The organism is Streptomyces roseifaciens, assembly GCF_001445655.1.
Lineage (GTDB): Bacteria > Actinomycetota > Actinomycetes > Streptomycetales > Streptomycetaceae > Streptomyces > Streptomyces aureoversilis.
This window is the reverse complement of sequence record NZ_LNBE01000004.1, coordinates 3,210,416-3,233,326: the sequence shown is the minus strand read 5'-3', so window position 1 is coordinate 3,233,326 and position 22,911 is coordinate 3,210,416. Positions and strand designations below refer to the sequence as shown.

18 protein-coding genes are annotated in these 22,911 nt (G+C 72.3%); 8 read left to right on the top strand and 10 right to left on the bottom strand.

Features of this window, described 5'->3' with window-relative positions:
• Window positions 1-325: 325 nt before the first annotated feature.
• Window positions 326-1,666, bottom strand: a complete 1,341-nt coding sequence (locus tag AS857_RS31640) for a UDP-glucose dehydrogenase family protein (protein WP_058046579.1) — start codon at window positions 1,664-1,666, stop codon at window positions 326-328.
• 194 nt (window positions 1,667-1,860) lie between these two features.
• On the opposite strand from AS857_RS31640, the gene AS857_RS31635 reads away from it, so the two are divergent.
• Window positions 1,861-3,021, top strand: coding sequence for an acyl-CoA dehydrogenase (locus AS857_RS31635; protein ID WP_058046578.1), 1,161 nt, complete (start codon window positions 1,861-1,863; stop codon window positions 3,019-3,021).
• Between the two features lie 121 nt (window positions 3,022-3,142).
• On the top strand, window positions 3,143-3,952 hold the full coding sequence (locus AS857_RS31630) for a VOC family protein (RefSeq protein ID WP_058046577.1): 810 nt from the start codon (window positions 3,143-3,145) through the stop codon (window positions 3,950-3,952).
• Window positions 3,953-3,980: 28 nt separating this feature from the next.
• Here AS857_RS31630 and AS857_RS31625 read toward each other — a convergent pair whose 3' ends face one another.
• On the bottom strand, window positions 3,981-5,297 hold the full coding sequence (locus tag AS857_RS31625; protein ID WP_079110760.1) for an LCP family protein: 1,317 nt from the start codon (window positions 5,295-5,297) through the stop codon (window positions 3,981-3,983).
• Window positions 5,298-5,415: 118 nt separating this feature from the next.
• Here AS857_RS31625 and AS857_RS31620 point away from each other — a divergent pair, with 118 nt between their 5' ends.
• Window positions 5,416-5,961: an acyl-CoA thioesterase gene (locus tag AS857_RS31620; RefSeq protein WP_058047192.1), complete on the top strand. Its 546-nt coding sequence runs from the start codon at window positions 5,416-5,418 to the stop codon at window positions 5,959-5,961.
• Window positions 5,962-6,024: 63 nt separating this feature from the next.
• Here AS857_RS31620 and AS857_RS31615 read toward each other — a convergent pair whose 3' ends face one another.
• Window positions 6,025-7,545 carry an LCP family protein gene (locus tag AS857_RS31615; protein ID WP_058046575.1) on the bottom strand — a complete coding sequence of 507 codons (1,521 nt, stop codon included), beginning with the start codon at window positions 7,543-7,545 and terminating at the stop codon, window positions 6,025-6,027.
• A 208-nt stretch (window positions 7,546-7,753) separates the two neighbouring features.
• Between AS857_RS31615 and AS857_RS31610 the strand changes: the two genes are divergently transcribed.
• A complete protein-coding gene (locus AS857_RS31610; protein WP_058046574.1) occupies window positions 7,754-8,770 on the top strand; it encodes a glycosyltransferase family 2 protein in 1,017 nt (338 codons plus the stop codon).
• Window positions 8,771-8,827: 57 nt separating this feature from the next.
• Here the strand turns inward: AS857_RS31610 and AS857_RS31605 are convergent, their stop codons facing one another.
• The 4 genes from AS857_RS31605 to AS857_RS31590 form a co-directional block, all read right to left on the bottom strand.
• On the bottom strand, window positions 8,828-10,660 hold the full coding sequence (locus AS857_RS31605; RefSeq protein ID WP_079110759.1) for an LCP family protein: 1,833 nt from the start codon (window positions 10,658-10,660) through the stop codon (window positions 8,828-8,830).
• 152 nt (window positions 10,661-10,812) lie between these two features.
• Window positions 10,813-12,609: an LCP family protein gene (locus AS857_RS31600; RefSeq protein ID WP_058046573.1), complete on the bottom strand. Its 1,797-nt coding sequence runs from the start codon at window positions 12,607-12,609 to the stop codon at window positions 10,813-10,815.
• 229 nt (window positions 12,610-12,838) lie between these two features.
• A complete protein-coding gene (locus AS857_RS31595) occupies window positions 12,839-14,320 on the bottom strand; it encodes an LCP family protein (protein ID WP_245700581.1) in 1,482 nt (493 codons plus the stop codon).
• Window positions 14,321-14,401: 81 nt separating this feature from the next.
• A complete protein-coding gene (locus AS857_RS31590; protein ID WP_058046572.1) occupies window positions 14,402-15,154 on the bottom strand; it encodes a TIGR03089 family protein in 753 nt (250 codons plus the stop codon).
• 128 nt (window positions 15,155-15,282) lie between these two features.
• Here AS857_RS31590 and AS857_RS31585 point away from each other — a divergent pair, with 128 nt between their 5' ends.
• The 3 genes from AS857_RS31585 to AS857_RS31575 all read left to right on the top strand — a co-directional run bounded on the left by AS857_RS31585 (window position 15,283) and on the right by AS857_RS31575 (window position 18,838).
• Window positions 15,283-16,710: a peptidoglycan recognition protein family protein gene (locus tag AS857_RS31585; RefSeq protein ID WP_058046571.1), complete on the top strand. Its 1,428-nt coding sequence runs from the start codon at window positions 15,283-15,285 to the stop codon at window positions 16,708-16,710.
• 81 nt (window positions 16,711-16,791) lie between these two features.
• The gene (manB, locus tag AS857_RS31580; protein WP_058046570.1) at window positions 16,792-17,874 is read left to right on the top strand and encodes a mannose-1-phosphate guanylyltransferase; all 1,083 of its coding nucleotides are present in this window, start codon (window positions 16,792-16,794) and stop codon (window positions 17,872-17,874) included.
• 61 nt (window positions 17,875-17,935) lie between these two features.
• A complete protein-coding gene (locus AS857_RS31575) occupies window positions 17,936-18,838 on the top strand; it encodes a DNA-3-methyladenine glycosylase family protein (protein ID WP_058046569.1) in 903 nt (300 codons plus the stop codon).
• A gap of 11 nt (window positions 18,839-18,849) precedes the next feature.
• Here the strand turns inward: AS857_RS31575 and AS857_RS31570 are convergent, their stop codons facing one another.
• The 3 genes from AS857_RS31570 to AS857_RS31560 form a co-directional block, all read right to left on the bottom strand.
• Window positions 18,850-20,196, bottom strand: a complete 1,347-nt coding sequence (locus tag AS857_RS31570) for a coenzyme F420-0:L-glutamate ligase (RefSeq protein WP_058046568.1) — start codon at window positions 20,194-20,196, stop codon at window positions 18,850-18,852.
• Entirely contained in the window at window positions 20,193-21,164 is a 972-nt protein-coding gene (gene cofD / locus AS857_RS31565; RefSeq protein ID WP_058046567.1) for a 2-phospho-L-lactate transferase, read from the bottom strand. The genes AS857_RS31570 and cofD overlap by 4 nt, the downstream gene beginning before the upstream one ends.
• A gap of 63 nt (window positions 21,165-21,227) precedes the next feature.
• Window positions 21,228-21,779: a cysteine dioxygenase gene (locus AS857_RS31560; protein WP_058046566.1), complete on the bottom strand. Its 552-nt coding sequence runs from the start codon at window positions 21,777-21,779 to the stop codon at window positions 21,228-21,230.
• 690 nt (window positions 21,780-22,469) lie between these two features.
• On the opposite strand from AS857_RS31560, the gene AS857_RS31555 reads away from it, so the two are divergent.
• Window positions 22,470-22,733: a WhiB family transcriptional regulator gene (locus AS857_RS31555; protein WP_004952403.1), complete on the top strand. Its 264-nt coding sequence runs from the start codon at window positions 22,470-22,472 to the stop codon at window positions 22,731-22,733.
• Window positions 22,734-22,911: the final 178 nt, after the last annotated feature.

The window sequence follows — 22,911 nt, the reverse complement described above, 5'->3', positions numbered from 1 at the left end:
TCCGCCGCGGCGGTGCTCAGCCACGACGGTGCATTCCGGCGGTGCCGGGCCGGGCTGTGCCCGGGCAGGTGCTGTGAGGCCCGGCCTCACACATCCGCCGCAGTGGCGCTCAGCCACGACGGCGCATTCCGGCGATGCCTCTCCGGCCTCAGGCCGGCCCGGCACCGCCGGTCACCGCCGTTTCGGCTGCTCGCCGTTGCGGCGGGAGAAAGGCCCCGGCCCCGCCCTTTCACCGTTTCCTGGGGCGGTGCCCCAGACCCCCGGGGCAGGTGGCGTGAGGCCCGGCCTCACACATCCGCCGCGGCGGAAGGAAAGCCGGGTGCCCTCACGCGCGAGGGCGCCCCATCGCGCGGAACGTCCAGCCCGCATCCCGCCACGCGGCAGCGTCCAGCGCGTTGCGGCCGTCGATGATGTGGGGGTCCGCCGCGACGGCGGCGATCGCCTTGGGGTCGAGTTCGCGGAACTCGCCCCACTCGGTCAGGTGCAGTACCACCCGCGCCCCGCGGCACGCCTCGAGCGCGCTCTCCGCGTAGGCGAGGGTCGGGAAGAGGCGCCGCGCGTTCTCCATGCCCTTCGGGTCGTAGACCGTGACCTGGCCGCCCTGGAGGTGGATCTGCCCGGCGACGTTGAGCGCGGGGGAGTCGCGGACGTCGTCCGAGTCCGGCTTGAACGTCGCGCCGAGGACGGCGACCCGCTGTCCGAGGAAGCTGCCGCCGACCGCCTCGCGGGCCAGTTCGACCATGTGCGCGCGGCGGCGCATGTTGATGGAGTCGACCTCGCGGAGGAAGGTGAGCGCCTGGTCGACGCCCAGCTCGCCGGCCCGCGCCATGAAGGCGCGGATGTCCTTGGGCAGGCAGCCGCCGCCGAAGCCGACGCCGGCCCGCAGGAACTTCTTGCCGATGCGGTCGTCGTGGCCGATGGCCTCGGCGAGCTTGACGACGTCGCCGTCGGCGGCCTCGCACACCTCGGCCATGGCGTTGATGAAGGAGATCTTCGTGGCGAGGAAGGAGTTGGCGGCGGTCTTGACCAGCTCGGCGGTGGGGTAGTCGGTGACGACGAAGGGCGTGCCCTCGCCGACCGGCCCGGCGTACACCTCGCGCAGCAGCTTCTCGCCGCGCTCGCCGGCGACGCCGACGACGATGCGGTCGGGGTGCAGGGTGTCCCGGACGGCGAAGCCCTCGCGCAGGAACTCGGGGTTCCAGGCCAGCTCGACCTCCTCGCCGGCGGGGGCGAGGTCGGTGAGCAGCCGCGCGAGCCGGGCGGCGCTGCCGACCGGGACGGTGGACTTGCCGACGACGAGCGCGGGGCCGTGCAGGACGGCGGCCAGGGAGGTGAAGGCGGCGTCGACGTAGGACATGTCGCAGGCGTACTCGCCGTGCTTCTGCGGAGTGTTCACGCAGACGAAGTGGACGTCGCCGAACTCGCCGACCTCCTCCCAGGAGGTCGTGAAGCGCAGCCGCCCGGTCGAGCCCTCCAGCCCGGCGACGTGCTTGCGCAGCAGTTCCTCCAGGCCCGGCTCGTACATCGGGACCTTGCCGCGCCCGAGCATCTCGATCTTCTCGGGGGCCACGTCGAGGCCCAGCACCTCGAAGCCGAGCTCGGCCATGGCCGCGGCATGGGTGGCGCCGAGGTAGCCGGTGCCGATCACGGTGATCCTGGGGGCCATGCGTGCTCCATGTGCTGACGGGCGGGACTGCGGTGCCCGAGCATAGTCGGGCCCCGAGCTGGGAAGGAGCGGGGTGGACGGCAGTCGCGGGGGCGCCCGCCGGGTGCTGTCGGCAAGCTCACGTAGTCCCTGTCCGGGGGCCGCCCCTAGAATCGGGGTTACTAAACGGTAGTTAACTCTCAGGGGAGTGCGCCTTGGCGGGAACAAAGGACTTCGACTTCTACCGGCTCTCCGAGGAGCACGACGAGCTGCGCAAGGTCGTGCGCCAGCTCGCCGAGGAGAAGATCGCCCCGCACGCCGCCGCGGTGGACGAGGAGGCCCGCTTCCCCCAGGAGGCTCTGGACGCCCTCGTCGCCACCGACCTGCACGCCGTGCACGTCCCCGAGGAGTACGGCGGCGCCGGTGCGGACGCCCTCGCCACGGTGATCGTCATCGAGGAGGTCGCCCGTGTCTGCGTGTCGTCCTCGCTGATCCCCGCCGTGAACAAGCTCGGTTCGCTGCCGGTGATCCTCTCCGGCTCCGAGGAGCTGAAGAAGAAGTACATGGGCCCGCTCGCCAAGGGCGACGCGATGTTCTCGTACTGCCTCAGCGAGCCGGACGCCGGCTCGGACGCGGCCGGCATGAAGACCCGCGCCGTGCGCGACGGCGACTTCTGGGTCCTCAACGGCGTCAAGCGCTGGATCACCAACGCCGGCGTCTCCGAGTACTACACGGTCATGGCCGTGACGGACCCGGAGAAGCGCTCCAAGGGCATCTCGGCCTTCGTCGTCGAGAAGGGCGACGAGGGCGTCTCCTTCGGCGCCCCGGAGAAGAAGCTCGGCATCAAGGGCTCCCCGACCCGCGAGGTCTACCTCGACAACGTCCGCATCCCTGCCGACCGCATGATCGGCGCGGAGGGCACGGGCTTCGCCACCGCGATGAAGACCCTGGACCACACCCGCATCACCATCGCCGCCCAGGCTCTCGGCGTCGCCCAGGGCGCCCTCGACTACGCCAAGGGCTACGTCCAGGAGCGCAAGCAGTTCGGCAAGCCGATCGGCGACTTCCAGGGCGTCCAGTTCATGCTGGCCGACATGGCGATGAAGATCGAGGCCGCCCGCCAGCTCACCTACGCGGCGGCCGCCAAGTCCGAGCGCGGCGACGCCGACCTCACCTTCCAGGGCGCCGCCGCCAAGTGCTTCGCCTCGGACGTCGCCATGGAGGTCACGACCGACGCCGTCCAGCTCCTCGGCGGCTACGGCTACACCCGTGACTACCCCGTCGAGCGCATGATGCGCGACGCGAAGATCACGCAGATATACGAGGGCACGAACCAGGTCCAGCGCATCGTCATGGCGCGCAACCTGCCGAAGTAGCCCGCGGGCGTTGCGGCCGGCGGCGTTCCCCGTACGGGGGAGCGCCGCTGGCGTCCGGGCACGGCGGGACCGATCCTGCTGGGGGACATCCGTATCCGCCCGCCGCCTGGAGGCGCCCGTCATGCCCGACGTAACCGGCCCCTACGCTCCCGGTACCCCCTGCTGGGTCGACCTCATGGTCCCCGACCAGCAGGCGGCGCTCGACTTCTACCGCGACCTGTTCGGCTGGCAGGGGGAGGTCGGGCCGCCCGAGACCGGCGGTTACGCGGTCTGCTCGATGAACGGCAAGCCCGTCGCCGGGATCATGGCGGCGATGAACCCCGACGGCAGCACGCCCGACCCGATGCCGCCCTCGGTGTGGACCACCTACCTCGCGACCGCCGACGTGGACGCCACCCAGTCGCGCATCGCCACGAACGGCGGCGAGGTGATGATGCCCGCCATGGACGTCATGACCCTCGGCCGGATGTCCGTGGCCACCGACCCCACGGGGGCCGTCTTCGGCCTGTGGCAGGCGCGCGACTTCCCCGGCGCGGGCGTCGTCAACGAGCCGGGCGCCGTGATCTGGAACGAGCTCAACACCAGCGACACCGCCACCGCCTCGGGCTTCTACGCCAAGGCGCTCGGCATCAAGGCCACCCCGATGGAGGGCGCCACGGGCTACTTCTCGCTGGAGGTGGACGGCCGCATGGTCGGCGGGCTCCAGGGGCTGGCCAGCATCCCGGGCATTCCGGAGGACGCCCCCTCGCACTGGCTGACGTACTTCGCGGTCGACGACACCGACAGCACGGTCGACGCGCTGGTGCGCGCCGGGGGCAACGTCCTCAAGCCGCCGTTCGACATGATGGCGGGCCGCATGGCCGTCGTGCAGGACCCGCAGGGCGGTGTCTTCGCCGTCATCAACGCGACGCCGCCCGACCAGCCGGCCTGAGCCGGCCGGCCGGGCGCCGCGGAGCGCCTCACTTGTCGGAGACGGTGACCTTCTGGTCCTTCTTCAGCTGCTCGAAGAGCTGGTTGGCCTTGGTCATGTCCCACTTCACGGCCACGCCGTCGTTGGGCGTGGGCAGGTTCGCGCTGGCGATGGGCACGGTCATCTGCTGCCCGTCGCCGCCCGTGACGCCCTTCATCGCCCAGAACATGTCCATCAGGTCGAACAGCCCCATGTCCTTGTCGACGATGAGCGTGTCGAGCCCCGAGCCGATCACCGGGTAGAGGCGGAAGGGGTTGAGGACGGTCGAGGGCGAGGCCGCCTGCTTCGCGAGCGTGTTCAGGAACTTCTGCTGGTTGCGCATCCGGCCCAGGTCCTGGTCGGCCTCCTGGTGGCGCTGGCGCACGAAGGCCAGCGACTGGGCGCCGTCCAGCTCCTGGCAGCCCGCCTTGAAGTCCGCGCCCGAGTCCCGGTCCTTCAGCGGCTTGTCGAGGCACATCTCGACGCCGCCCAGCGCGTCGACCAGGTTGCGGAAGCCGCCGAAGCCGATCTCCGCGTAGTGGTCGATGCGCAGGCCGGTGTTGAACTCGATGGTCTGCGCGAGCAGCTCCGCGCAGCCGTCCGAGTACGCCTGGTTGAGCTTGTGGGTGGACTTCGCGAACCGCTTGCCGGACTTCTGGCCCGTGAAGGCGGGGATGGTGACCCAGGAGTCGCGCGGCAGGCTCAGCATCGTGGTGCCGTTGTCGCCGGTGTGCAGGATCATCATCGAGTCGGTGCGCTTGCCGTCCGCCGACCCCGTGTGCAGGTCCTTCTTGTCCTCGTCCGACAGGCCCTCGCGGCTGTCCGAACCGACGATCAGGTAGTTGGTGCCCTCGCCGGCCGGGGGCCGCTCCTTGACCTTGCTCAGGTCCACCTCGGTGCGGAGCTTGGAGTCGGCCCAGAAGTACGTGCCGACCGAGACCGCCAGCAGCAGGACGACGAAGGTCACCAGGCCGATCTTGATGCGCCTGCGCCAGTCCGGGCGGGCGGTGCGCTGCGGGCGGGGGCCGCCCCCGCCGGGGCCGCCCGGGCCTGCGGGGCCACCGGGACCGCCCGGGCCGTTCGGGGCGCCGCGGCCGTAGACCTGGCCCGTGTTGTACCCGTCACCCGGGCCGCCCTGGCCGACCACGCGGTGGCCGCCGGCGACCGGGGCCTCGTCGTAGCCCTGGGGCGGGCTGTACTGCTGAGGCGGCGCCGCACGCCGTACGTGCGGCATGGCGCGCGCACCCTCCGGCTCGGCGCCGCCGGCGCTGCCGCGCCCGTACGCCTGCCGCCGCTCGTCGCTCCGCCCTCCGGACCAATCACTCATGCAACGAAGTGTGCCTGTCGGCCGCCCGGCACGGAGATCGTCTACGGGTTCCGGGGGCTGCTGTTGCAGACCTGATGCAATCCTCCGGCGTTCACCCACCCGGCATACAGTGGTGGACATGACCATTCAGGACCACCCGGAGCAGGAGACGGCCGGCAAGCCGACGTCGGCCGCCCGTACGACGCTCTCCCACATCATGACCGGCAGTGACACCAATCTGCTGGGCACCGTCCACGGCGGTGTGATCATGAAGCTGGTGGACGACGTCGCCGGCGCCGTGGCCGGCCGGCACTCCGGAGGCCCCGCGGTCACGGCCTCCATGGACGAGATGGCCTTCCTCGAGCCGGTCCGCGTCGGTGACCTCGTCCATGTGAAGGCCCAGGTCAACTGGACCGGGCGGTCCTCCATGGAGGTCGGCGTCCGGGTGCTCGCCGAGCGCTGGAACGAGTCGACGCCCGCGGTCCAGGTCGGCAGCGCGTACCTCGTCTTCGCGGCCGTCGACGAGAACGGCAAGCCGCGGCCCGTGCCGCCGGTGCTCCCGGAGACGGAGCGGGACCGGCGGCGCTACCAGGAGGCGCAGATCCGCCGCACGCACCGCCTCGCGCGGCGGCGCGCGATCAAGGAACTGCGGGACGCGCGGGCCGCGGAGGGCATCGAGGACTGACCCTCCCCGGAGGGCCCCGGGCACGCCCCGGGCGCCGCGACGCCGGTATCCGGCGGTGCCGGACTACACCAGGCTCTTCTCCGGGCACAGGACCTGGTCTCCTGATACCGCGGGCTGGCCGCCCCGGCCAGGGCCCGCCCCCGGGCGCGGTGCCTGAGGCGCCTGCGGTTTCACCGGTTTCACCGGGGTCACCGCCCTGAAGTCCGTGCCCACCGTCACCTTCATCAGCGGGCCCTGGCCCGGTACGGGGCGGAGTTCCGCGTCCGGCAGGGCCGACGCCAGCGTCCGGACCGCGTGGTCCCAGCGCGGGTCGTACTGGATCACCGTGCGCCGGACCGGCGTCCCGGGCGCGTCCGCGGGCAGCCCGGTCGTGGCGAAGCCCCCGGCCCGCAGCGCCCGGTCCGTCTCGCGGGCGAGCCCCCGCCGGCCGGAGCCGTTGTAGACCTGGACGCGGACCTGCCCGGGCGCCGCCTCCGCAGGCGACGGCGCGGGCCGCGGCACCGGCGGCTTGGCGTCGTGCGCCTGCCGGTGGGTCCGGGCCGTCAGCGGACGGTCCTCGCGCAGCGCCTCGAAGAGGCGGGCGGCCGCCTCGTCGTCCCACTTCACCGTCGAGCCGACCCGCGGCACGGGATAGTCCGCGGACCCCACCGGCACCGAGGCGAACTCCGCGGAGGCGGGCGAGAGGTTCTTCATCGCCCGGCCGAGCCCGATGAGCGTCTCGCCGTCGAAGCCCCGGTCCGCGCGCACCGACCCCAGCAGCGTCGCGGCGACCTGCTGGAACTTCACCGGGTTCAGGAGTGCCCCGCCGTCCGTCGCCGTGTGCAGCAGCGAGGCCAGGAAGCGCTGCTGCCGCTGCATCCGGCCCAGGTCGGAGGCCCCGTCGAGGTGCCGTGAGCGCACGTACTGCAGGGCCTGCCCGCCGTTGAGGGTGCTCGTGCCCGGCGGCAGGTCGAGCCCGCTGTACGGGTCCCGCAGCGGCCGGGCCGAGCACACCTGCACCCCGCCCACCACGTCCACGGTGCGCATGAAGCTGGTGAAGTCGACCTCCAGGTAGTGATCGACGTGGACCCCGGTGAGCAGCTCCACGGTCCGCACGGTGAGCCCGGGCCCGCCCTCGGCGTAGGCGGCGTTCAGCTTCTGCGCGTGGGCGGGGCGCGGACGGCCCGCCTCGTCGACGTGCGCGGGGATCTCGGCGTAGGTGTCGCGGGGCAGGCTGACGACGGAGACGCGGTCCCGGGCCGCGGACAGGTGCAGCAGCATCACCGTGTCCGTGCAGTGGCAGGCCGTGCCGCCCAGGTGGTAGCGGCGCCGCTCGTCGGGGTCGATCCGGTCGCGGGCGTCGGTGCCCACCAGCAGGATGTTCATGCCCTTGCTGACGGCGACGGGCGGCCGGTTCGACAGGCCGCGGAAGGGGTCCACCCGGCCGATCCGGCTGTCGATGTCGGTGACCACCGCGTGCCCGATGCCGCCCGCGGCCAGCACGGCCACGGCGGCGCACATGGCGAGGCGCAGACCCCAGCGCGGCCGGCGGGGCGCGCCGTGGCGGGCCCGGCGCGATGGGGGGCTGGGGGCCGGTGCGGTCATGGGCGGGGGCCTCCACGACGGACGGGATGCGGGCGGAACGGGGACGGATAACGTAGGTCAATACGATCAGCGGACCGCGTCCCCACGCCGTTCCGGACGCCGCTGCCACCCGGGCGGGAGCGTCCGTTCCGCCATTAGCGGTAACGTGACGGACGACTCCGTCGGCTCTCCCCACCCCGCCGGGGGGACCCCGTATCCCCGAGGAACCATGTCCGAACAGCAGCCGCCCGCCGTTTCCGTGATCATGCCGGTGCTCAATGAGGAGCGGCATCTGCGCACGTCAGTGCGGCACATCCTGGAGCAGGAGTACGCCGGCGAGCTGGAGGTGGTGATCGCCCTCGGCCCGTCCACGGACCGTACGGACGAGATCGCCGCCGAGCTCGTGCGGGAAGACCCCCGGGTCCACACCGTGCCGAACCCCACCGGCCGCACGCCCGCCGCCCTCAACGCCGCGATCAAGGCCTCCCGCCACCCGGTCGTGGTGCGCGTGGACGGCCACGGGATGCTGTCGCCGGACTACATCGCGACGGCCGTGCGCCTGCTCGACGAGACCGGCGCGCAGAACGTCGGCGGCATCATGCACGCCGAGGGGGAGAACGCCTGGGAGCAGGCCGTCGCCGCCGCGATGACCTCCAAGGTCGGCGTCGGCAACGCCGCCTTCCACACCGGAGGCGCCGCCGCCCCCGCCGAGACCGTGTACCTGGGCGTCTTCCGGCGCGAGGCGCTGGAGCAGCAGGGCGGGTACAACGAGGAGTTCATCCGCGCCCAGGACTGGGAGCTGAACTTCCGCATCCGTGAGGCGGGCGGGCTGATCTGGTTCTCGCCGGAGCTGAAGGTCTCCTACCGGCCGCGCCCGAGCGTGAAGGCGCTGGCCAAGCAGTACAAGGACTACGGTCGCTGGCGCCACGTCGTGGCCCGCTACCACCAGGGCTCGATCAACCTGCGCTACCTGGCCGCGCCGACCGCCGTCGTCGCCATCGCCGCGGGTCTCGTGGCCGGCGCCGCCGTCACGCCGTGGGGCCTGGTCGTGCCGGCCGGGTACCTGGCGGCGATCACCGCCGGTTCGGTGCCGGCGGGCAAGGGCCTGCCGCTGAAGGCGCGGGTGCAGATCCCGGTGGCGCTGGCGACGATGCACATGTCGTGGGGCTTCGGCTTCCTGACCAGCCCGCGGTCGCTGGCGAAGAAGGTCATCGCCAGCCGCAAGGAGCCCGTGCGGGCGGGCTGACCGCGCCGATCTGCGCGAAAGGCCGGACGACGGGCTCGTCCGGCCTTTTCCGCATGCTCAGAAACGATTCAGCGAGTTCACCTTCATACAGGCGGAGGTGTCGTTGCCGTTGAGGGGGTCCGAGCTCTCGGGGGCCTTGTCGTCGGCCTCCTTCTTGGGCTTGTCGTCGCCCTTCGCCTTCTCGTCGCCGGGCTTCCCAGGCTTCTCGCCCTTCTCGCCCTTCCCGCTCTTCTCGTCCGCGTCCGCTGCGTCGTCGCCCTTGGGGTACGTCGTCCCCGTGCGCCAGTCCCCGCCGATCACCAGGGTCAGCCCCTCGACCGCGGTGGACATCCGCACCGCCCGCTCCGGCAGCCCGAGGGCCTTGGCCAGGGCCTCGGCGTCGGCCCGCTGGGACGTCTTGGCGTACCTGAGCGTCGTGTCGGCCTGGGCCTTCGGCGTGGAGTCCGACGTGGCCTTGGTGAAGCCCTGCTTGACGAGCGCCGCGGCGATCTCGGCGCCGCGGCCGGTGGCGACGGGCTGGGTGGCGGTGCCGGTGCCGTTGAAGACCGTCACCTCGACGGAGCCCTTGGGGGAGGCCGGCGCGGTCGGCGCGGCGGCCTTGTCGTCCTTCTTCTTGTCCTTGCCGTCGAGCGCGATGTCGCGGCGGACGAGCGAGAACAGCTGCTCCGCGTCGCCCGGCTTGGGGACGACGTGGGCGTCCGGGTTCCAGGGGTCCGACACCCACGGCATGGTGGTCATGGTGATCCGGCCGGACGGCACGCGCTTGAGGTCGTCGGCGAGGTCGTAGAGCTTCTTGACCGAGCCGAGGTCCTTGTCGACGGTGAGCGCCTTGGTGGCGGCCTCGGCGAGGTCGGTGAGCTTGTCCGGGTCGGTGAGCTTGGTGCCGGACTTCAGCTGGCGGACCATCGCGTTCATGTACATGTGCTGGGCGTGGGTGCGGCCGATGTCGCTGCCGTCCTCGAAGCCGTGGCGCGTGCGCAGCCACTGCAGGGCCTGCTCGCCCTTGACGTTGTGCGTGCCCTTCTCCAGGCGGAGACCGGAGTCCTTGTCGTAGACGTTGTTGTCCACGCAGACCGGGACGCCGCCGACGGCGTCGGCCATGCTCACCACGCCCGCGAAGTCGATCATCATGAAGTGGTCGATGGGGATGCCGGTGAGCTCTTCCCAGGCGGCGACGGTGCAGCCGGGCCCGCCGTTCATCAGGCTGGTGTTGATGATCTGCCGGTTCGTCTCCTTGTAGACCGTCCCGTCATCGGGGTCGGTGCACTTGGGGATCGTGACCCGGGTGTCGCGCGGGACGCTGATGACCGACATGTTGCTGCGGTCGGCCGAGACGTGCACGAGCATCTGGACGTCGGCGAGCGGCTTGCGCCCGGCGTCCTCGCGGGCGCCGCCGAGGGCGACGTTCTCCGCCGAGTTCCGGCTGTCGGAGCCGAGGAGGAGGATGTTCAGCGGGCGCTGGCCCGCGGCGTTGGCGGCGCTGCGGTCGAGGCGCTTGTCGCCGAGGTTGAGCGGGTCCTTCTTCAGATTGCCGTTGAGGTGCTGGTAGTAGAAGTAGCCGGCGGCCGAGACGCCGAGGACGAGGACCGCGAGGCAGAGCGCGGCCCAGCGGGCTATTCGGGCGGCGCGGGTGCGCCGGCTGACGGGGGCGCCGCCCTTCCCGGCCCCGTCGGCCTTCGTGGCTATCGCGGCCTTCTCCGGCTTCCCGGTCTTCCCGGCCTTCTCCGGCTTTCCGGCGTCTCCGCTCTTCGCGGCCGACCCGGCAGACCCGGCCGTTCCGGCCTCCTGCGCCGCCTCGGCGTCGCCCGCCCGCGCGCCCCTGCCGCCGTCTTCGCGTGCCCCCGGCACGCTCTTGCGCGCCCGCGGCCCCCGCGCACTGCTCTGCCGCATCAGGCCTCCCCTAAATGGTGCGTCCGGCCCGATGGGCAGGCGTGTCGTCTCTCGTGGATCGGTGCGCGCCCATCGGGTCGCGCGGCAGGGCCGGCCTGCTGCTCAGCAGACCGGCCGCCCGATAGTGAGATGCATCTGTGCGGTGCCTGGGTTCACTTGGCGCAGATGTTCTTGTCGTCCGCTTCGACCTTTTGGATGCCTTCCGGCGCCTTTGCGGGCGCCGGAGCGTTGACGGGGGTGCCCGCGCCCTTGAAGTCCGAGCCCAGGGTGAGGGTCATCTCGGCCGGAGCGGTGCCGCCGGAGGTCTCCTTGAGGGCGTCGGCGGACAGGCCCATCACGTCGGCGATGCGGCGCGCCTGGTCGGCCTGGGCGGGGGAGAACTCCAGGACCGTCTTGTCGGCCTTCTTGCCGTTGCCGCCGTTGCTGCTGCGGACGATGCCCTTGCTGTTCTGCATCCAGCGGACGGCCTCCTGGGCCGCGCCGATCCTGCCGCTGCCGTTGAGGACCTTGACCCGGACGGCCGCGGGCTCCGCACGGGGACCCTGCAGCAGGGCCGCCTGCTTGGCGTCGGCCTGCTCCTGTTCCTTCTTCTCCTTCTCCTTCACCTCGGTGAGGGAGACGTCCTGACGGACCATCGCGAACAGCGGATCGGCCTTCGTCCTGTCGAGGACGACGGTCTTGTGGTTCTTGCCCTCGGCGGGGTTGTCGACGACGGGGACGGTCGCGAAGGTGATGTTCTTGATGTTGACCCGGCTGAGGTCCTTGGCCAGCTTGGTCAGATCGCTGACGGACCCTATGCCGGAGTCGACGGTCAGTGACTTCGTGGCCGCGTCGCCCAGGTTGTAGAGCTTCTTGGGGTTGGTGAAGGTGTCGTCGGACTTCATCTCGCGGATCATCGAGCTCAGGAACTGCTGCTGGAGCTTGATGCGGTCCAGGTCGCTCTCGAAGCCGACGCTGTGCCGGGTCCGGACGAACGCGAGCGCGTCCTCACCCTCGATCTTGTGCCGGCCCTTGCTGAGCTTGAGGTGCGACTTGGGGTCGTCGATGTCCTTGGCCAGGCACACCTCGACGCCGCCGACCGCCGACGACATCCTCTTGACGGCGTTGAAGTCGGCCATCATGAAGTGACTGACCTTCAGCCCCGTGAGGGCCTCGACGGTCCGCCAGGTGCAGCCGGGGTCGCGGTCCTCCTGGCCCAGGCTCTCGTTGAAGCGGACGCCCTTCGAGCCGGGGATGGTCTTGGTCTTCCCGTCCTTCTTGGTGGTGCACTCCGGGATGTCGGTGATCATGTCGCGCGGGATGGAGAGCGCGGTGGCGTTCGACCGGTCCTCGGAGACGTGGAAGAGGAGGGTGGTGTCGGCGTGGCCGACGCTGCCCTCGTCGCCGTAGCCCTTGTTGCCCTCGCCGTCACGCTTGTCGGTGCCGATGACCAGGATGTTGACGGGGCCCTTGATGACGGCGCCGTTGTTGATGCCGACGTCGACCTTGTTCAGGTTGCTGTTGAAGTGCTCGTAGAGCAGGTAGGCGCCCAGCGAGCCGCCGACCAGGATGAAGGCCAGCGTCCCTCCGGTCCACAGCAGCGCCTTCTTCTTGGTGGACTTCTTGGGCTTGGGCTTGCGCCTGCCCGTCGCGGGTTTGACCGACGCCTTGGCTCCCGCCTTGGCCCCTCCGCGCCGGCCGGTGACCCGCTGGCCCGGCACCTCGCGCCGCCCGCCGGATGCCGTCTTCGGGCGCGGTGCCGGGCTCGGGGTGGCCTTCGAGGACGGCACGAAGGAGCTGGCCGAGTCGGAGGGATCGGTGATGTCCGAGGGGGGAGAGCCCGTGCCCGGGGTCGGATCCGCCCCGTCGGCATGGTCGAGACGCAGCTCGTAGCTGCCGGTTTTGGGGTCGAAGACCCACTGGTCGGCGGGGTCGATACCGCCCGCCCGCCCACGGCCTTGCGCGTCCACGGTCGCTTGAATCCTCCGTCGGTGCCACGCGGCGCCTGCCCCCCCGAGGCGCTCGGTCACGTCGTCTGTGCAGTGCGCGGTCAGCCCGGCCGTGCGCACCGGATCGCTCACACTATCCGCCCAGTTCAGCGGCAAGCGACGCCGGTGACAAATTCCACTCCCCTACAACTGGGCAATCTGCTCAATCCATTCGCCGAGCGGGAAGATCCGTTCGCGAGCTTTGAGCGATTCATCCACAGATGCCGCGTGCGGCCGTGGTTCCTTCGTAGGTGGGGGGAGCGGTGCCCGGCGCGGTGCCGGCGGGGGCCGCCGGGGCGCTCGCGGGCGCGGAGGATCCGCCGCCGGAGGGCGGGGCCGTACCGTTCCGGCCGGTGACCCCGTGCGGCGTGCGAGGAGTGCCGGGCGCGGCCGGGCCTCCTCCGGTCCCCCCGGTGCCCGGCGTCCACGCCGGCCCCCCGGTTCCCGTGGTTCCCCCTGTTCCTGACGGCCCCTCGGGACTGCCGGGCCCCTCCGGGCTCACCTGGCCCCCCGGCCCCTCCGATCCGTCCGGCCCCTCCTCGGCCCCCGGCTTGCCGGCGCCCGGCCTGCGGTCCCCGGGCTTGTTCTCCGCCGCCCGGACGTTTCCGGTCACCGACACCGGCCGGTCCTCGCGCAGTTGCCTGAAGAGCTGGTCGGCGTCCGGCTGTACCAGTTCGTCCCGGTTGGGGTTGTACGGGTACGGGCGGCGCGGCACGGTCAGGAACTGCGCGCGGTCGCTCGGGACGGTCCGCACGGTGCGCACCAGGTCGTACATCTTGCGCAGCGAGTCGAGCCCGGCGTCCGTGGTGAGCGAGGACGTGGCGGCGTCCAGCACCGGGTAGAGCCGGGTGGGGTTGAGCAGCACCCCGTCACTCTGCATCTCCCTGAACAGCGCGCCGAGGAACTGCTGCTGTCGCCCCATCCGCTCGGTGTCGCTGCCGCCGCCGAGGCTGTAGCGGGCCCGGACGTACCCGAGCGCCTGCTCGCCGTTGAGGGTCTGGCGGCCGGCCGGCAGCTTCAGCCGCGCCTCCTGGTCGTCGACGGCCTGCTTGAGGCACACCTCGACCCCGTCCACCGCGTCGACCAGGTGCTTGAAGCCGCTGAAGTCCACGATCACGTGGTGGGTGATGCGGATGCCGCTGAGCTTCTCGACCGTACGGATGGTGCAGGCCGGGCCCGCCTGCTCGAACGCCCAGTTGAACTGCGCGAAGCGCTCGTTCGTCTCGGTGCCGTCGGACCGCCGGCACCGGGGGATCATCGACATCAGGTCGCGCGGGAGGCTGACGGCGGTCGAGCTCTTCCGGTCGGCGGCCACGTGCAGCAGGATCGTGGTGTCCGAGCGCTGGGTGCCGCTGTCCTCGCCGTACTGGCCGTTGCCCGCGCCGCTGCGGGTGTCCGAGCCGATGATCAGGATGTTCTGGGCGCCCTTGACCAGGGCCGTGGGGCGCTCCTTCTCCCAGCGCCGCAGCTCGTCCGCGGTGGCCGTGTCCGTTCGGATGTTGCCGTTGAGCCGTTCGTACAGGTACCAGCCCAGCGCGACCACGGCCAGCACCGCCAGCGCCGTGCCCAGAGCGAGCCAGCGCAGCCAGCGGCGGCGCCGACGGGGCGCGGGCGGCGGCTCGTCCGGCTCCTCGAAGAAGGCGGAGCAGGACGGCGTGGCCGGGGGGCCGGGCCTTCCTGGGCTCTGGGTCACGGGTGCGCTGCGTCCCTCCTCGGGGGGTGCCGTAATCGGTCCGTAGACCGATCATCGCCCGAGTGCGGCGCCGCGGCAGCGTCAGAGGGCCGTCACGGTGACGCGCTCACTCTCCCGGCGCTTGTCGAGGCCGCCGCCGGAGAGCCGGTCGAGGTGGCGGCAGAGCACCACCGAGCCGCCTGAGGCGAGCGGGGCGAACAGCCCGGCGGACAGCCCGTCCCAGGAGCCGTAGGGCAGCCCGGAGAGCATGCGCGAGCCCGCGCCGAGCCCGTGCTGGTGGGCGTCCGTGCGGGCCCGCTCCACGAGCTGGGCGCCGGTCAGCTCAAGCCCGTCCACGGCGAGCGCCGGGGCGTCGGGGTCGACCGGGGCGTACGGGGCGAAGCGGTCGCCCTGGGCGGGCACCTCGACGGCGTAGTCGGTGAAGCCCGCGGGCGGCTGGGGGAACCGGCCGCCCAGGGGGCGCAGGGCCAGCGCCACACGCTCGCCCGAGCACGCACGCGCCTCCTCCAGCGTGTCGGGCCCGCTGACGACGAGGTCCGCGGCGGCCGGATCGCCGCCGACGTCGGCCAGCACGCCGACGGACGAGCAGGCCAGCAGCCACACGGCCGTCTGCCAGTGGGCGGGCAGCAGCAGGGCGAGCCGGTCGCCCGGCTCGGCGTTGAGATCGCCCTGGAGGAGATTGGCGGTCTTCGCCACCCAATTGGCGAAGGTGGCCACGGACAATTCCACGCGCTCGCCGGTGGCGTCGTCGTAGAAGGTCACGAGCGGGCGGGACGGATCCGCGGCGAGCGCGGATCGCAGCAGGTCGGCGGGGGTGCGATCGGTGGCGTTCATCGGCGCCAGCGTACGCGGCGGGGCGCGTGCGGGTCAGTCGGAAGGATGACGCCGAAGGGGTACGGGGAGAACCCGTGGGCCACTTGACGAATGGACAGATTTATATAGGTATGCCCAAGATTTTCGGTATGCGTGGAATCCTTGTCTCGACGACCGTGACCGCCTGCGCCGCCGCCCTCACCCTGCCCTTCCTCGCCGCCCCCTCCTCCGCCTCGCAGTCCACCCACGACCCGGGCCTCACCTCGCGCTCCGTGCCCGGCAGCACCCAGTCGCTGCCGCTGGTCCCGCTGCACGGCAGGAGCCGCACGGCGGGCCCCGAGCCCACCTCGGAGCAGGGCCTGCCCCAGCTGGAGGTCAAGCCCTTCTCGCTGGTCGGCATCGTCTGGGACGACGCCGCGGCCGAACTCCGCGGCCACGCCCAGGTGCGCACCCGCCCCGTCGGCAGCCGGGACTGGGCCGGCTGGCAGGAGATCTCGACCCACGACGACGACCGCCCCGACAGCGACTCGGCCGAGGGCCGCGCAGGGCGGCTGCGCGGATCCACCGCGCCCCTGTGGGTCGGCGCCTCCGACGCCATCCAGGTCCGCGTCCGCCCCGAGGCCGCGACGGCCACGACCGGCCGGACCCCGGCCGGAGCCCTACCCTCCGGGCTGCGCCTGGAACTCGTCGACCCCGGCGCCGACCGCACCCGCTCCGCCGCGCCCCCCGTCCCCAGCGAGAACGAGCTCGCCGCCTCCGCCGCCAACGTCCCGCTCGCGCCCCTCGGCGCCACCGAGATCCCCGCGCTCGGCAAGCCGGAGTCCGAGGGCGACATCGAGTACACCGGCACGGGCGAGCTGCAGGTGGACGACGAGGAGTCCGGCGGGGAGCAGGGCGGCGGTGACGGCTACGACCCGGAGGACTACGGCCGTCCCGGCAGCAGCGTCGACGACGGCGGCGTCGACGGGCGCTACGTCGGCCCGCGCCCGCGCATCGTCACCCGGGCCGGCTGGGCCGCCGACGAGTCCCTGCGCGAGTCCGGCTTCGCCTACACCGGGACCGTCCGCGCGGCCTTCGTCCACCACACGGCATCCGGCAACCGCTACTCCTGCTCACAGTCCGCGTCCGTCATCCGCGGTATCTACCGCTACCACGTTGTGAGCAGCGGCTGGCGGGACCTGGGCTACAACTTCCTCATCGACAAGTGCGGCACCATCTACGAGGGCCGCGCGGGAGGCGTGGCCAGACCCGTCAAGGGCGCGCACACCCTCGGTTTCAACAGCAGCAGCATGGGCATCGCCGTTCTCGGAACGTACGGAACCACCAATCCGTCCACCGCGGCGGTCGATGCGGTGGCGGACCTCACCGCTTGGAAGCTCGGGCTGTTCGGCGCCAACCCGGCCGGCACGGCGAGCCTGGTGTCCGGAGGCGGAAATCTCTTCAAAAAGGGGACCAAGGTCAAGCTCAAGGCCATCTCCGGGCACCGCGACGGCTTCGCCACGGAGTGCCCCGGCGCCCGCCTCTACGGCAAGCTCGGCACCGCCCGCTCCGTCGCGGCCCGCCTCCAGGGCCGCTGACCTGGCGCGGGGGCACCCTCCGGTCTGCATACACTGGCCGCCGATCACGGCCCGGCCCCAGCAGGAAGCAGAGACGACAAGGTGACAGAAGCCATCCTCCTGGTCGGCGGCAAGGGAACCCGGCTGCGCCCGCTCACGATGAACACGCCCAAACCCATGGTCCCCGCAGCGGGCGTCCCCTTTCTGACGCACCAGCTGGCCCGGGCCCGCGCGGCGGGCGTGGAGCACATCGTGCTCGCCACGTCCTACCTGGCGGAGGTCTTCGAGCCGTACTTCGGCGACGGATCGGACCTCGGCCTGCACCTGGAGTACGTCACCGAGGAGGAACCGCTCGGCACCGGCGGCGCCATCCGCAACGTCGCCTCCAAGCTCCACTCCGCCCCGGACGAGCCCGTCCTGATCTTCAACGGCGACATCCTCACGGGCCTGGACATCGAGGCCCTGGTGTCGACCCACCGCACCACCGGCGCGGACGTCTCCCTGCACCTGACCCGCGTCGAGGACCCGAGGGCCTTCGGCCTGGTCCCGACGGACGAGACGGGGCGGGTGACGGCCTTCCTGGAGAAGCCGCAGACGCCGGAGGAGATCGTCACCGACCAGATCAACGCCGGCGCGTACGTCTTCAACCGGGCGGTCATCGACACGATCCCCGCGGGGCGGCCGGTCTCGGTGGAGCGGGAGACCTTCCCCGGCCTCCTCGCCTCCGGCGCGCACCTGCAGGGCATGGTCGACTCCACGTACTGGCTGGACCTGGGCACGCCGCAGGCCTTCGTCCGGGGCTCGGCCGACCTGGTCCTGGGCCGGGCGCCGTCCCCCGCGGTCCCCGGCCGCTGCGGCGACCGGCTGGTCCTGGACACCGCCGAGGTCGCCCCGGACGCCAAGCTCACCGGCGGCACGGTCATCGGCGCCGGCGCGCGCGTGGAGCCGGGCGCCCGGGTCGACGGCAGCACGGTGCTGGACGGCGCGGTCATCGAGGCGGGCGCCCAGGTCCGGGACTCGCTGGTGGGCGCAGGGGCGCGCATCGGGGCGCGCACGGTGCTGGACGGCGCGGTGATCGGGGACATGGCCTGCATCGGGCCGGACAACGAGCTGCGGGCAGGGGCCCGCGTCTGGTGCGAGGCGGAGATCCCGGCGTCGACGATCAGGTTCTCGTCGGACCAGTAGGGGCGCAGGAGCCGGATGAATCCGGCATAAGCGGGCGAACGGCTGGACGTACCCTGGCAGGATGACCACCCGCACCTGGATCCCACCGGGCCCGTACGACCTGGGCCGCACGCTGGGCGTCCTGGCGCGGGGCCCGGGCGACCCGGCGTTCAGGACGGGGCCGGACGGCTCGGTGTGGCGGGCGACCCGCACCCCGGAGGGCCCCGGCACGCTCCACGTGACCGACCGGGGCGGACGCATCCACGCGGAGGCGTGGGGGCCGGGCGCGGTCTGGCTCCTGGAGACGCTCCCCGCCCTCCTGGGCGCCGAGGACGACCCGGCGGCGTTCGCCCCCCGCCACCACCTGGTCCACGAGGCGCACCGCCGCCACCCCGGCCTCAGGCTGGCCCGCACGGGCCTGGTCCTCGAATCGCTGATCCCGTCCGTCCTCGAACAGAAGGTCACCAGCGACGAGGCGTACCGGGCCTGGCGGCTCCTCCTGCAGCAGCACGGCGAACCGGCCCCGGGCCCGGCCCCGCGGATGCGGGTCATGCCGAGCGCGCGCGGCTGGGCGATGATCCCGTCCTGGGACTGGCACAAGGCGGGCGTGGACGGCAAGCGCTCGGCGACGATCGTCCGGGCGGCCCGGGTGGCGGCGCGCCTGGAGGAGGCGGCCGCCATGGACGACGCACAGGCGTCGCGACGCCTTCAGGCGGTCCCGGGCATCGGCCCGTGGACGGCGGCCGAGACGCTCCAGCGCAGCAACGGCTCCCCCGACGCCGTCACGGTCGGCGACCTGCACCTCCCGAAGATCATCGGCTACGCCCTCACCGGCGCCAGGGGCACGGACGACGAGGCCATGCTCGGCCTCCTGAGCCCGTACGAGGGCCAGCGGCACCGGGCGTGCCGCCTGATCCTCCTGACGGGCACGAGACCCCCGAGAAGGGCGCCCCGCTTCTCGGTGAACGACATCAGGGCGCTGTAGCCCCCGCGGCGCTAGCGGACCTCGATGAACGTGTCCGTGACCCGCGCCGGCCGTTCCCGCGGCGGTGCCGCCGCGTGCCCCACGGCCACGGCGCCCATCGGGTCCCACCCCTCCGGCAGCTCCAGCACCTTCCGCACCGCGTCCCGGCAGAACATCGTCGACGAGATCCACGCCGACCCCAGCCGCTCCCCGGCCAGCGCCACGAGGAAGTTCTGCACGGCCGCCCCGGCCGCCACGACGAACATCTCCCGCTCGGCGGCGTTCCGCCGCGCATCCGGATAGGTGTGCGACCCGTCCGTCACCAGACACGGCACCACCAGATACGGCGCATTCCGCAGCACGTCACCGCGCCGCACCCGCTTGGCGATGCTCTCCTCGCCGAACCCGTCCCCCCGCAGGTCCGCGATCCACGCCTCCCGCATGGCGTCGAGCAGCCGCACCCGCGCCTCCCCGGACTCCAGCAGGACGAACCGCCAGGGCGTCGTGTGATGCGGGGCGGGCGCGGTGACGGCGGCGGCGACGGCCCGGCGCACGGCGGCGCCGTCCACGGGCTCGCCGGTGAACTCGCGCACGGTCCGCCGCAGCGTCACGGCTTCCCGCACCGCTTCGGACGTCCCGAGCCGGAACATGTCCTCGGCGGCGGAACGCACCAGAGCGCGCGCCCCGGAGTCGCCGTCCTCGCCCTCGCCCACCACGTGGGGCAGCCCGCGCACCACGGCGACCGGCAGCCCCGCGGTCTTCCCTTTGACGAGGTCCCCGGCGGCGGCCAGCTCGTCGGCCGTGGCGACGACGGTCGCGCTCAGCGGATTGCCGTGCGCGTCCACACCGCCCCGCAGGTCGTCCAGCACCCGCACCCCGGCCGCGCCGATGGCGACGTCGGTCAGACCGCTGCGCCAGGGCCGGCCGAAGGTGTCCGTCACGACGACGCCGACGTCGACGCCGAGCGCCTCCCGCAGACCGGCCCGCAGGGCGCGGGCGGAGGCGTCGGGGTCCTCGGGCAGCAGCAGGACCGTCCCGGCGGCGGTGTTGGACGCGTCGACGCCGGCGGCGGCCATGACCAGCCCCTGCCGGTTCTCGACGATCCGCAGGGTCCCGCGCCGGGCGACGACCCGTACGGTCTCGGCGTCTATGGCCGCCTCGCGGTCGCCGGCCAGGAGCAGCCGCCCCTCGGCCTTGCTGACGATCTTCGAGGTGACGAGCAGCACGTCCCCGTCGGCGAGCCCGGGCATGCCCTCGGCCGTGACGGCCGAGGCGAGGAGCTTGACGAGGTCGTCGCCCTCCTGCACCTCGGGGATGCCCGGCACGGCCCAGACGCGGTACCCGGGGGCCCGGCCCCCGGAGTGCTCCGGCGCGCTCACGCCCGCACCTCCTCGGCCAGCGCGAGCGCCTGCGCGGCCATGGCGGCCGTGGCCTGCGTGTCCGTCATCATCAGCGGCACGGACCGGCACGGGATGCCCGCGGCCTCGACCTCGGCCACGGCACCGGCGTCGACGGTGTCGACGAGCCAGCCGTCGAGCAGCCCGGAGCCGTAGTGCCGGGCGACGGCCGCGGCCGTGGACTCGACGCCGACGGCGGCCAGCACCTTGTCGGCCATGCCGCGCACGGGCGAGCCGCCGACGATGGGGGAGAGGCCGACGACGGGCGCGGACGCCCCGGCGACGGCCTCGCGGATGCCGGGCACGGCCAGGACGGTGCCGATGCTGACGACGGGGTTGGAGGGCGGGAAGAGGATGACGTCGGCCTCGGCGACGGCCTCCAGCACGCCGGGCGCGGGCTTGGCCTGCTCGGCGCCCACGGGGACGATCGCGTGCGCGGGCACGCCGGCCCGCAGGCGCACCCAGTACTCCTGGAAGTGCACGGCCTTGCGCGCGCCGTCCTCGCCGTCGGGGTCGTCGACCATCACGTGCGTCTCGACCCGGTCGTCGCTCATCGGCAGCAGCCGCACCCCGGGCTGCCAGCGCGCGCACAGAGCCTCGGTCACGGCGCTCAGCGGATAGCCGGCGCCGAGCATCTGCGTGCGGACGATGTGCGTGGCGAAGTCGCGGTCGCCGAGCCCGAACCACTCGGGCCCGACGCCGTACGCCGCCAACTCCTCCTTCACGGCGAAGGATTCGCCGGCCCGGCCCCACCCCTGCTCCTCGTGGATGCCTCCGCCGAGGGTGTACATCACGGTGTCGAGGTCGGGGCAGACCTTGAGCCCGAAGAGGTGGATGTCGTCGCCGGTGTTGCCGATGACGGTGATGTCCGCGTCGGGGACTGCTGACTTGAGGCCACGGAGGAAGCGGGCGCCCCCGATCCCGCCGGCCAGAACCACAATGCGCTGCATGCGGTCAGTCTGTCAGGGCGGGGGGCCGCTCCCGAGGGGTGGTGGCCTGCGGCGTGCGGGCCGTCAGCCCCGTACGGCGTCCAGGCCTGCGGGGGCAGCCGTGAGGGCCGGTGCGGCGACGGGACGGCCGGCCGCCGACGCGGGCCGGCGCATGGGCATCTCGGTCAGCCCCGGCGAGTAGACGTGGAGGCTCACGGCCGGCGCGAGGGAGTCGTTGACGATCTCATGAGCGTATCCGGGGGCGAAGACGCGCTGCGCTCCGGCGCGCAGCACCTGCCGTGCGCCGTCGAGCGGCCCGGTGCTTCCGGTGATCTCGGTCAGCTCCCCCTCGAGGACGGTCAGCACTCCGGAGGAGGGGCCGTGGTCGTGGGCCCCGCTGCCCTGGCCGGGCACCCAGCTCAGCAGCCAGACCTCGTAGCCGGGGCCGGTGCGGAGGCGGTGGTACCAGCGGGTGGTGGCGTCGTACCGGACCAGGTGGGCCCAGGAGGCGCGGTCGGCTGCGACGGCGCGGGCCAGCCCGGCGAACTCGGCGACGGTGCGCGGGTGGGCGGGGGCGGGCGGCAGCAGGTGGGGGATGGCGAGCGGGTCGCCGGCGATCTGGACGTCGCTGTTCATGTGCGGAGGTTCCTCGGCGAGGTGCGGGGGAGGGCGCGGTGACAGGCGGAGCGTGGGGCGCCCGGAGCTACGGGTGGCGCGAGGGCGCGGTGTGCCGCGGACGGCCGGGGTGACGGCCACGCGGGCGGATGGTGCGGGACCCCGGGAAAGAAGGGGTCAGCCGGAGCTCTGGGGCATCAACAGCTGGAACAGCGACAGCGAGCCTGCACGGCGCAGCGGGACCCGTAGTCACGGGTCAGGCTGAGGGCGGCGTTCACTGGCATGCCCACCACGGTGACGGGACCGGACACGTTGTGTCAACTGCGTGTCCCTTTTGGGGGCAATGTTTCACCTCATCCGGTAACTGTGGGTGCTCCAAGGTTTGCGGGGGTGTGACCATGGACAGGTGGCGCTCCAGTCGGGGCCGCAAACATCGTTCGGCCGGACGGTGCAACGGGATTGCCGCGCGTGACGTCCTCTTCTTGCAGAGGGGGGCGGGGCGGCCGTGGCCGGCAGAGGGGTCTGTCCGGACTTGTAATCTTTTGGACACTTTCTGCTTGGCTTTGGTTCCGCAGAGTGAATAAGGGGCCCAATAGCAGATCCCGGCTTGACTGGCCCGGATCGGCACACTTGTAATTTCACCCGTGTCGTTCTGCCGTACTTTGATGAAGGCGGAGACACAGGGACGTAAATGACAGACGAGGGGCGCACATGACCGAGCTGTTTCAGCAACTGCTGGTCGAGGAGGCGGACGAGGAGCTCGGCTGGCAAGAGCGCGCGCTGTGCGCTCAGACCGATCCCGAGTCCTTCTTCCCCGAGAAGGGCGGATCCACGCGGGAGGCGAAGAAGGTCTGCCTCGCCTGCGAAGTCCGCTCGGAATGCCTTGAATATGCCCTTGCCAATGACGAACGGTTCGGCATCTGGGGCGGCCTGTCCGAGCGCGAGCGCCGCCGCCTCAAGAAGGCAGCGGTCTGAGCTTCCGATAGGCATACGGATAGGCGCATGGTCCCTGAGGTCCTATGAGACGGATAAGCAGTCTTATCCAGGACCGGAGCCCGTGATTCGGTTTCGGTGATTCGGGGGCCAGTGATTCCGCGAGAAATCCCTGAATTCATGGGCCGATAGTCACCGAAAGTTAAAAGCGGAAGCCAGG

What these genes read in the sequence shown, in the direction of transcription:
- AS857_RS31625 (WP_079110760.1), bottom strand. Translation starts at nt 5,297, where the DNA reads ATGAGTGATTGGTCCGGAGGGCGGAGCGACGAGCGGCGGCAGGCGTAC.
- AS857_RS31575 (WP_058046569.1), top strand. Translation starts at nt 17,936, where the DNA reads ATGACCACCCGCACCTGGATCCCACCGGGCCCGTACGACCTGGGCCGC.
- AS857_RS31585 (WP_058046571.1), top strand. Translation starts at nt 15,283, where the DNA reads ATGCGTGGAATCCTTGTCTCGACGACCGTGACCGCCTGCGCCGCCGCC.
- AS857_RS31610 (WP_058046574.1), top strand. Translation starts at nt 7,754, where the DNA reads ATGTCCGAACAGCAGCCGCCCGCCGTTTCCGTGATCATGCCGGTGCTC.
- cofD (WP_058046567.1), bottom strand. Translation starts at nt 21,164, where the DNA reads ATGCAGCGCATTGTGGTTCTGGCCGGCGGGATCGGGGGCGCCCGCTTC.
- AS857_RS31605 (WP_079110759.1), bottom strand. Translation starts at nt 10,660, where the DNA reads ATGCGGCAGAGCAGTGCGCGGGGGCCGCGGGCGCGCAAGAGCGTGCCG.
- AS857_RS31560 (WP_058046566.1), bottom strand. Translation starts at nt 21,779, where the DNA reads ATGAACAGCGACGTCCAGATCGCCGGCGACCCGCTCGCCATCCCCCAC.
- AS857_RS31555 (WP_004952403.1), top strand. Translation starts at nt 22,470, where the DNA reads ATGACCGAGCTGTTTCAGCAACTGCTGGTCGAGGAGGCGGACGAGGAG.
- AS857_RS31630 (WP_058046577.1), top strand. Translation starts at nt 3,143, where the DNA reads ATGCCCGACGTAACCGGCCCCTACGCTCCCGGTACCCCCTGCTGGGTC.
- AS857_RS31615 (WP_058046575.1), bottom strand. Translation starts at nt 7,545, where the DNA reads ATGACCGCACCGGCCCCCAGCCCCCCATCGCGCCGGGCCCGCCACGGC.
- AS857_RS31640 (WP_058046579.1), bottom strand. Translation starts at nt 1,666, where the DNA reads ATGGCCCCCAGGATCACCGTGATCGGCACCGGCTACCTCGGCGCCACC.
- AS857_RS31590 (WP_058046572.1), bottom strand. Translation starts at nt 15,154, where the DNA reads ATGAACGCCACCGATCGCACCCCCGCCGACCTGCTGCGATCCGCGCTC.
- AS857_RS31620 (WP_058047192.1), top strand. Translation starts at nt 5,416, where the DNA reads ATGACCATTCAGGACCACCCGGAGCAGGAGACGGCCGGCAAGCCGACG.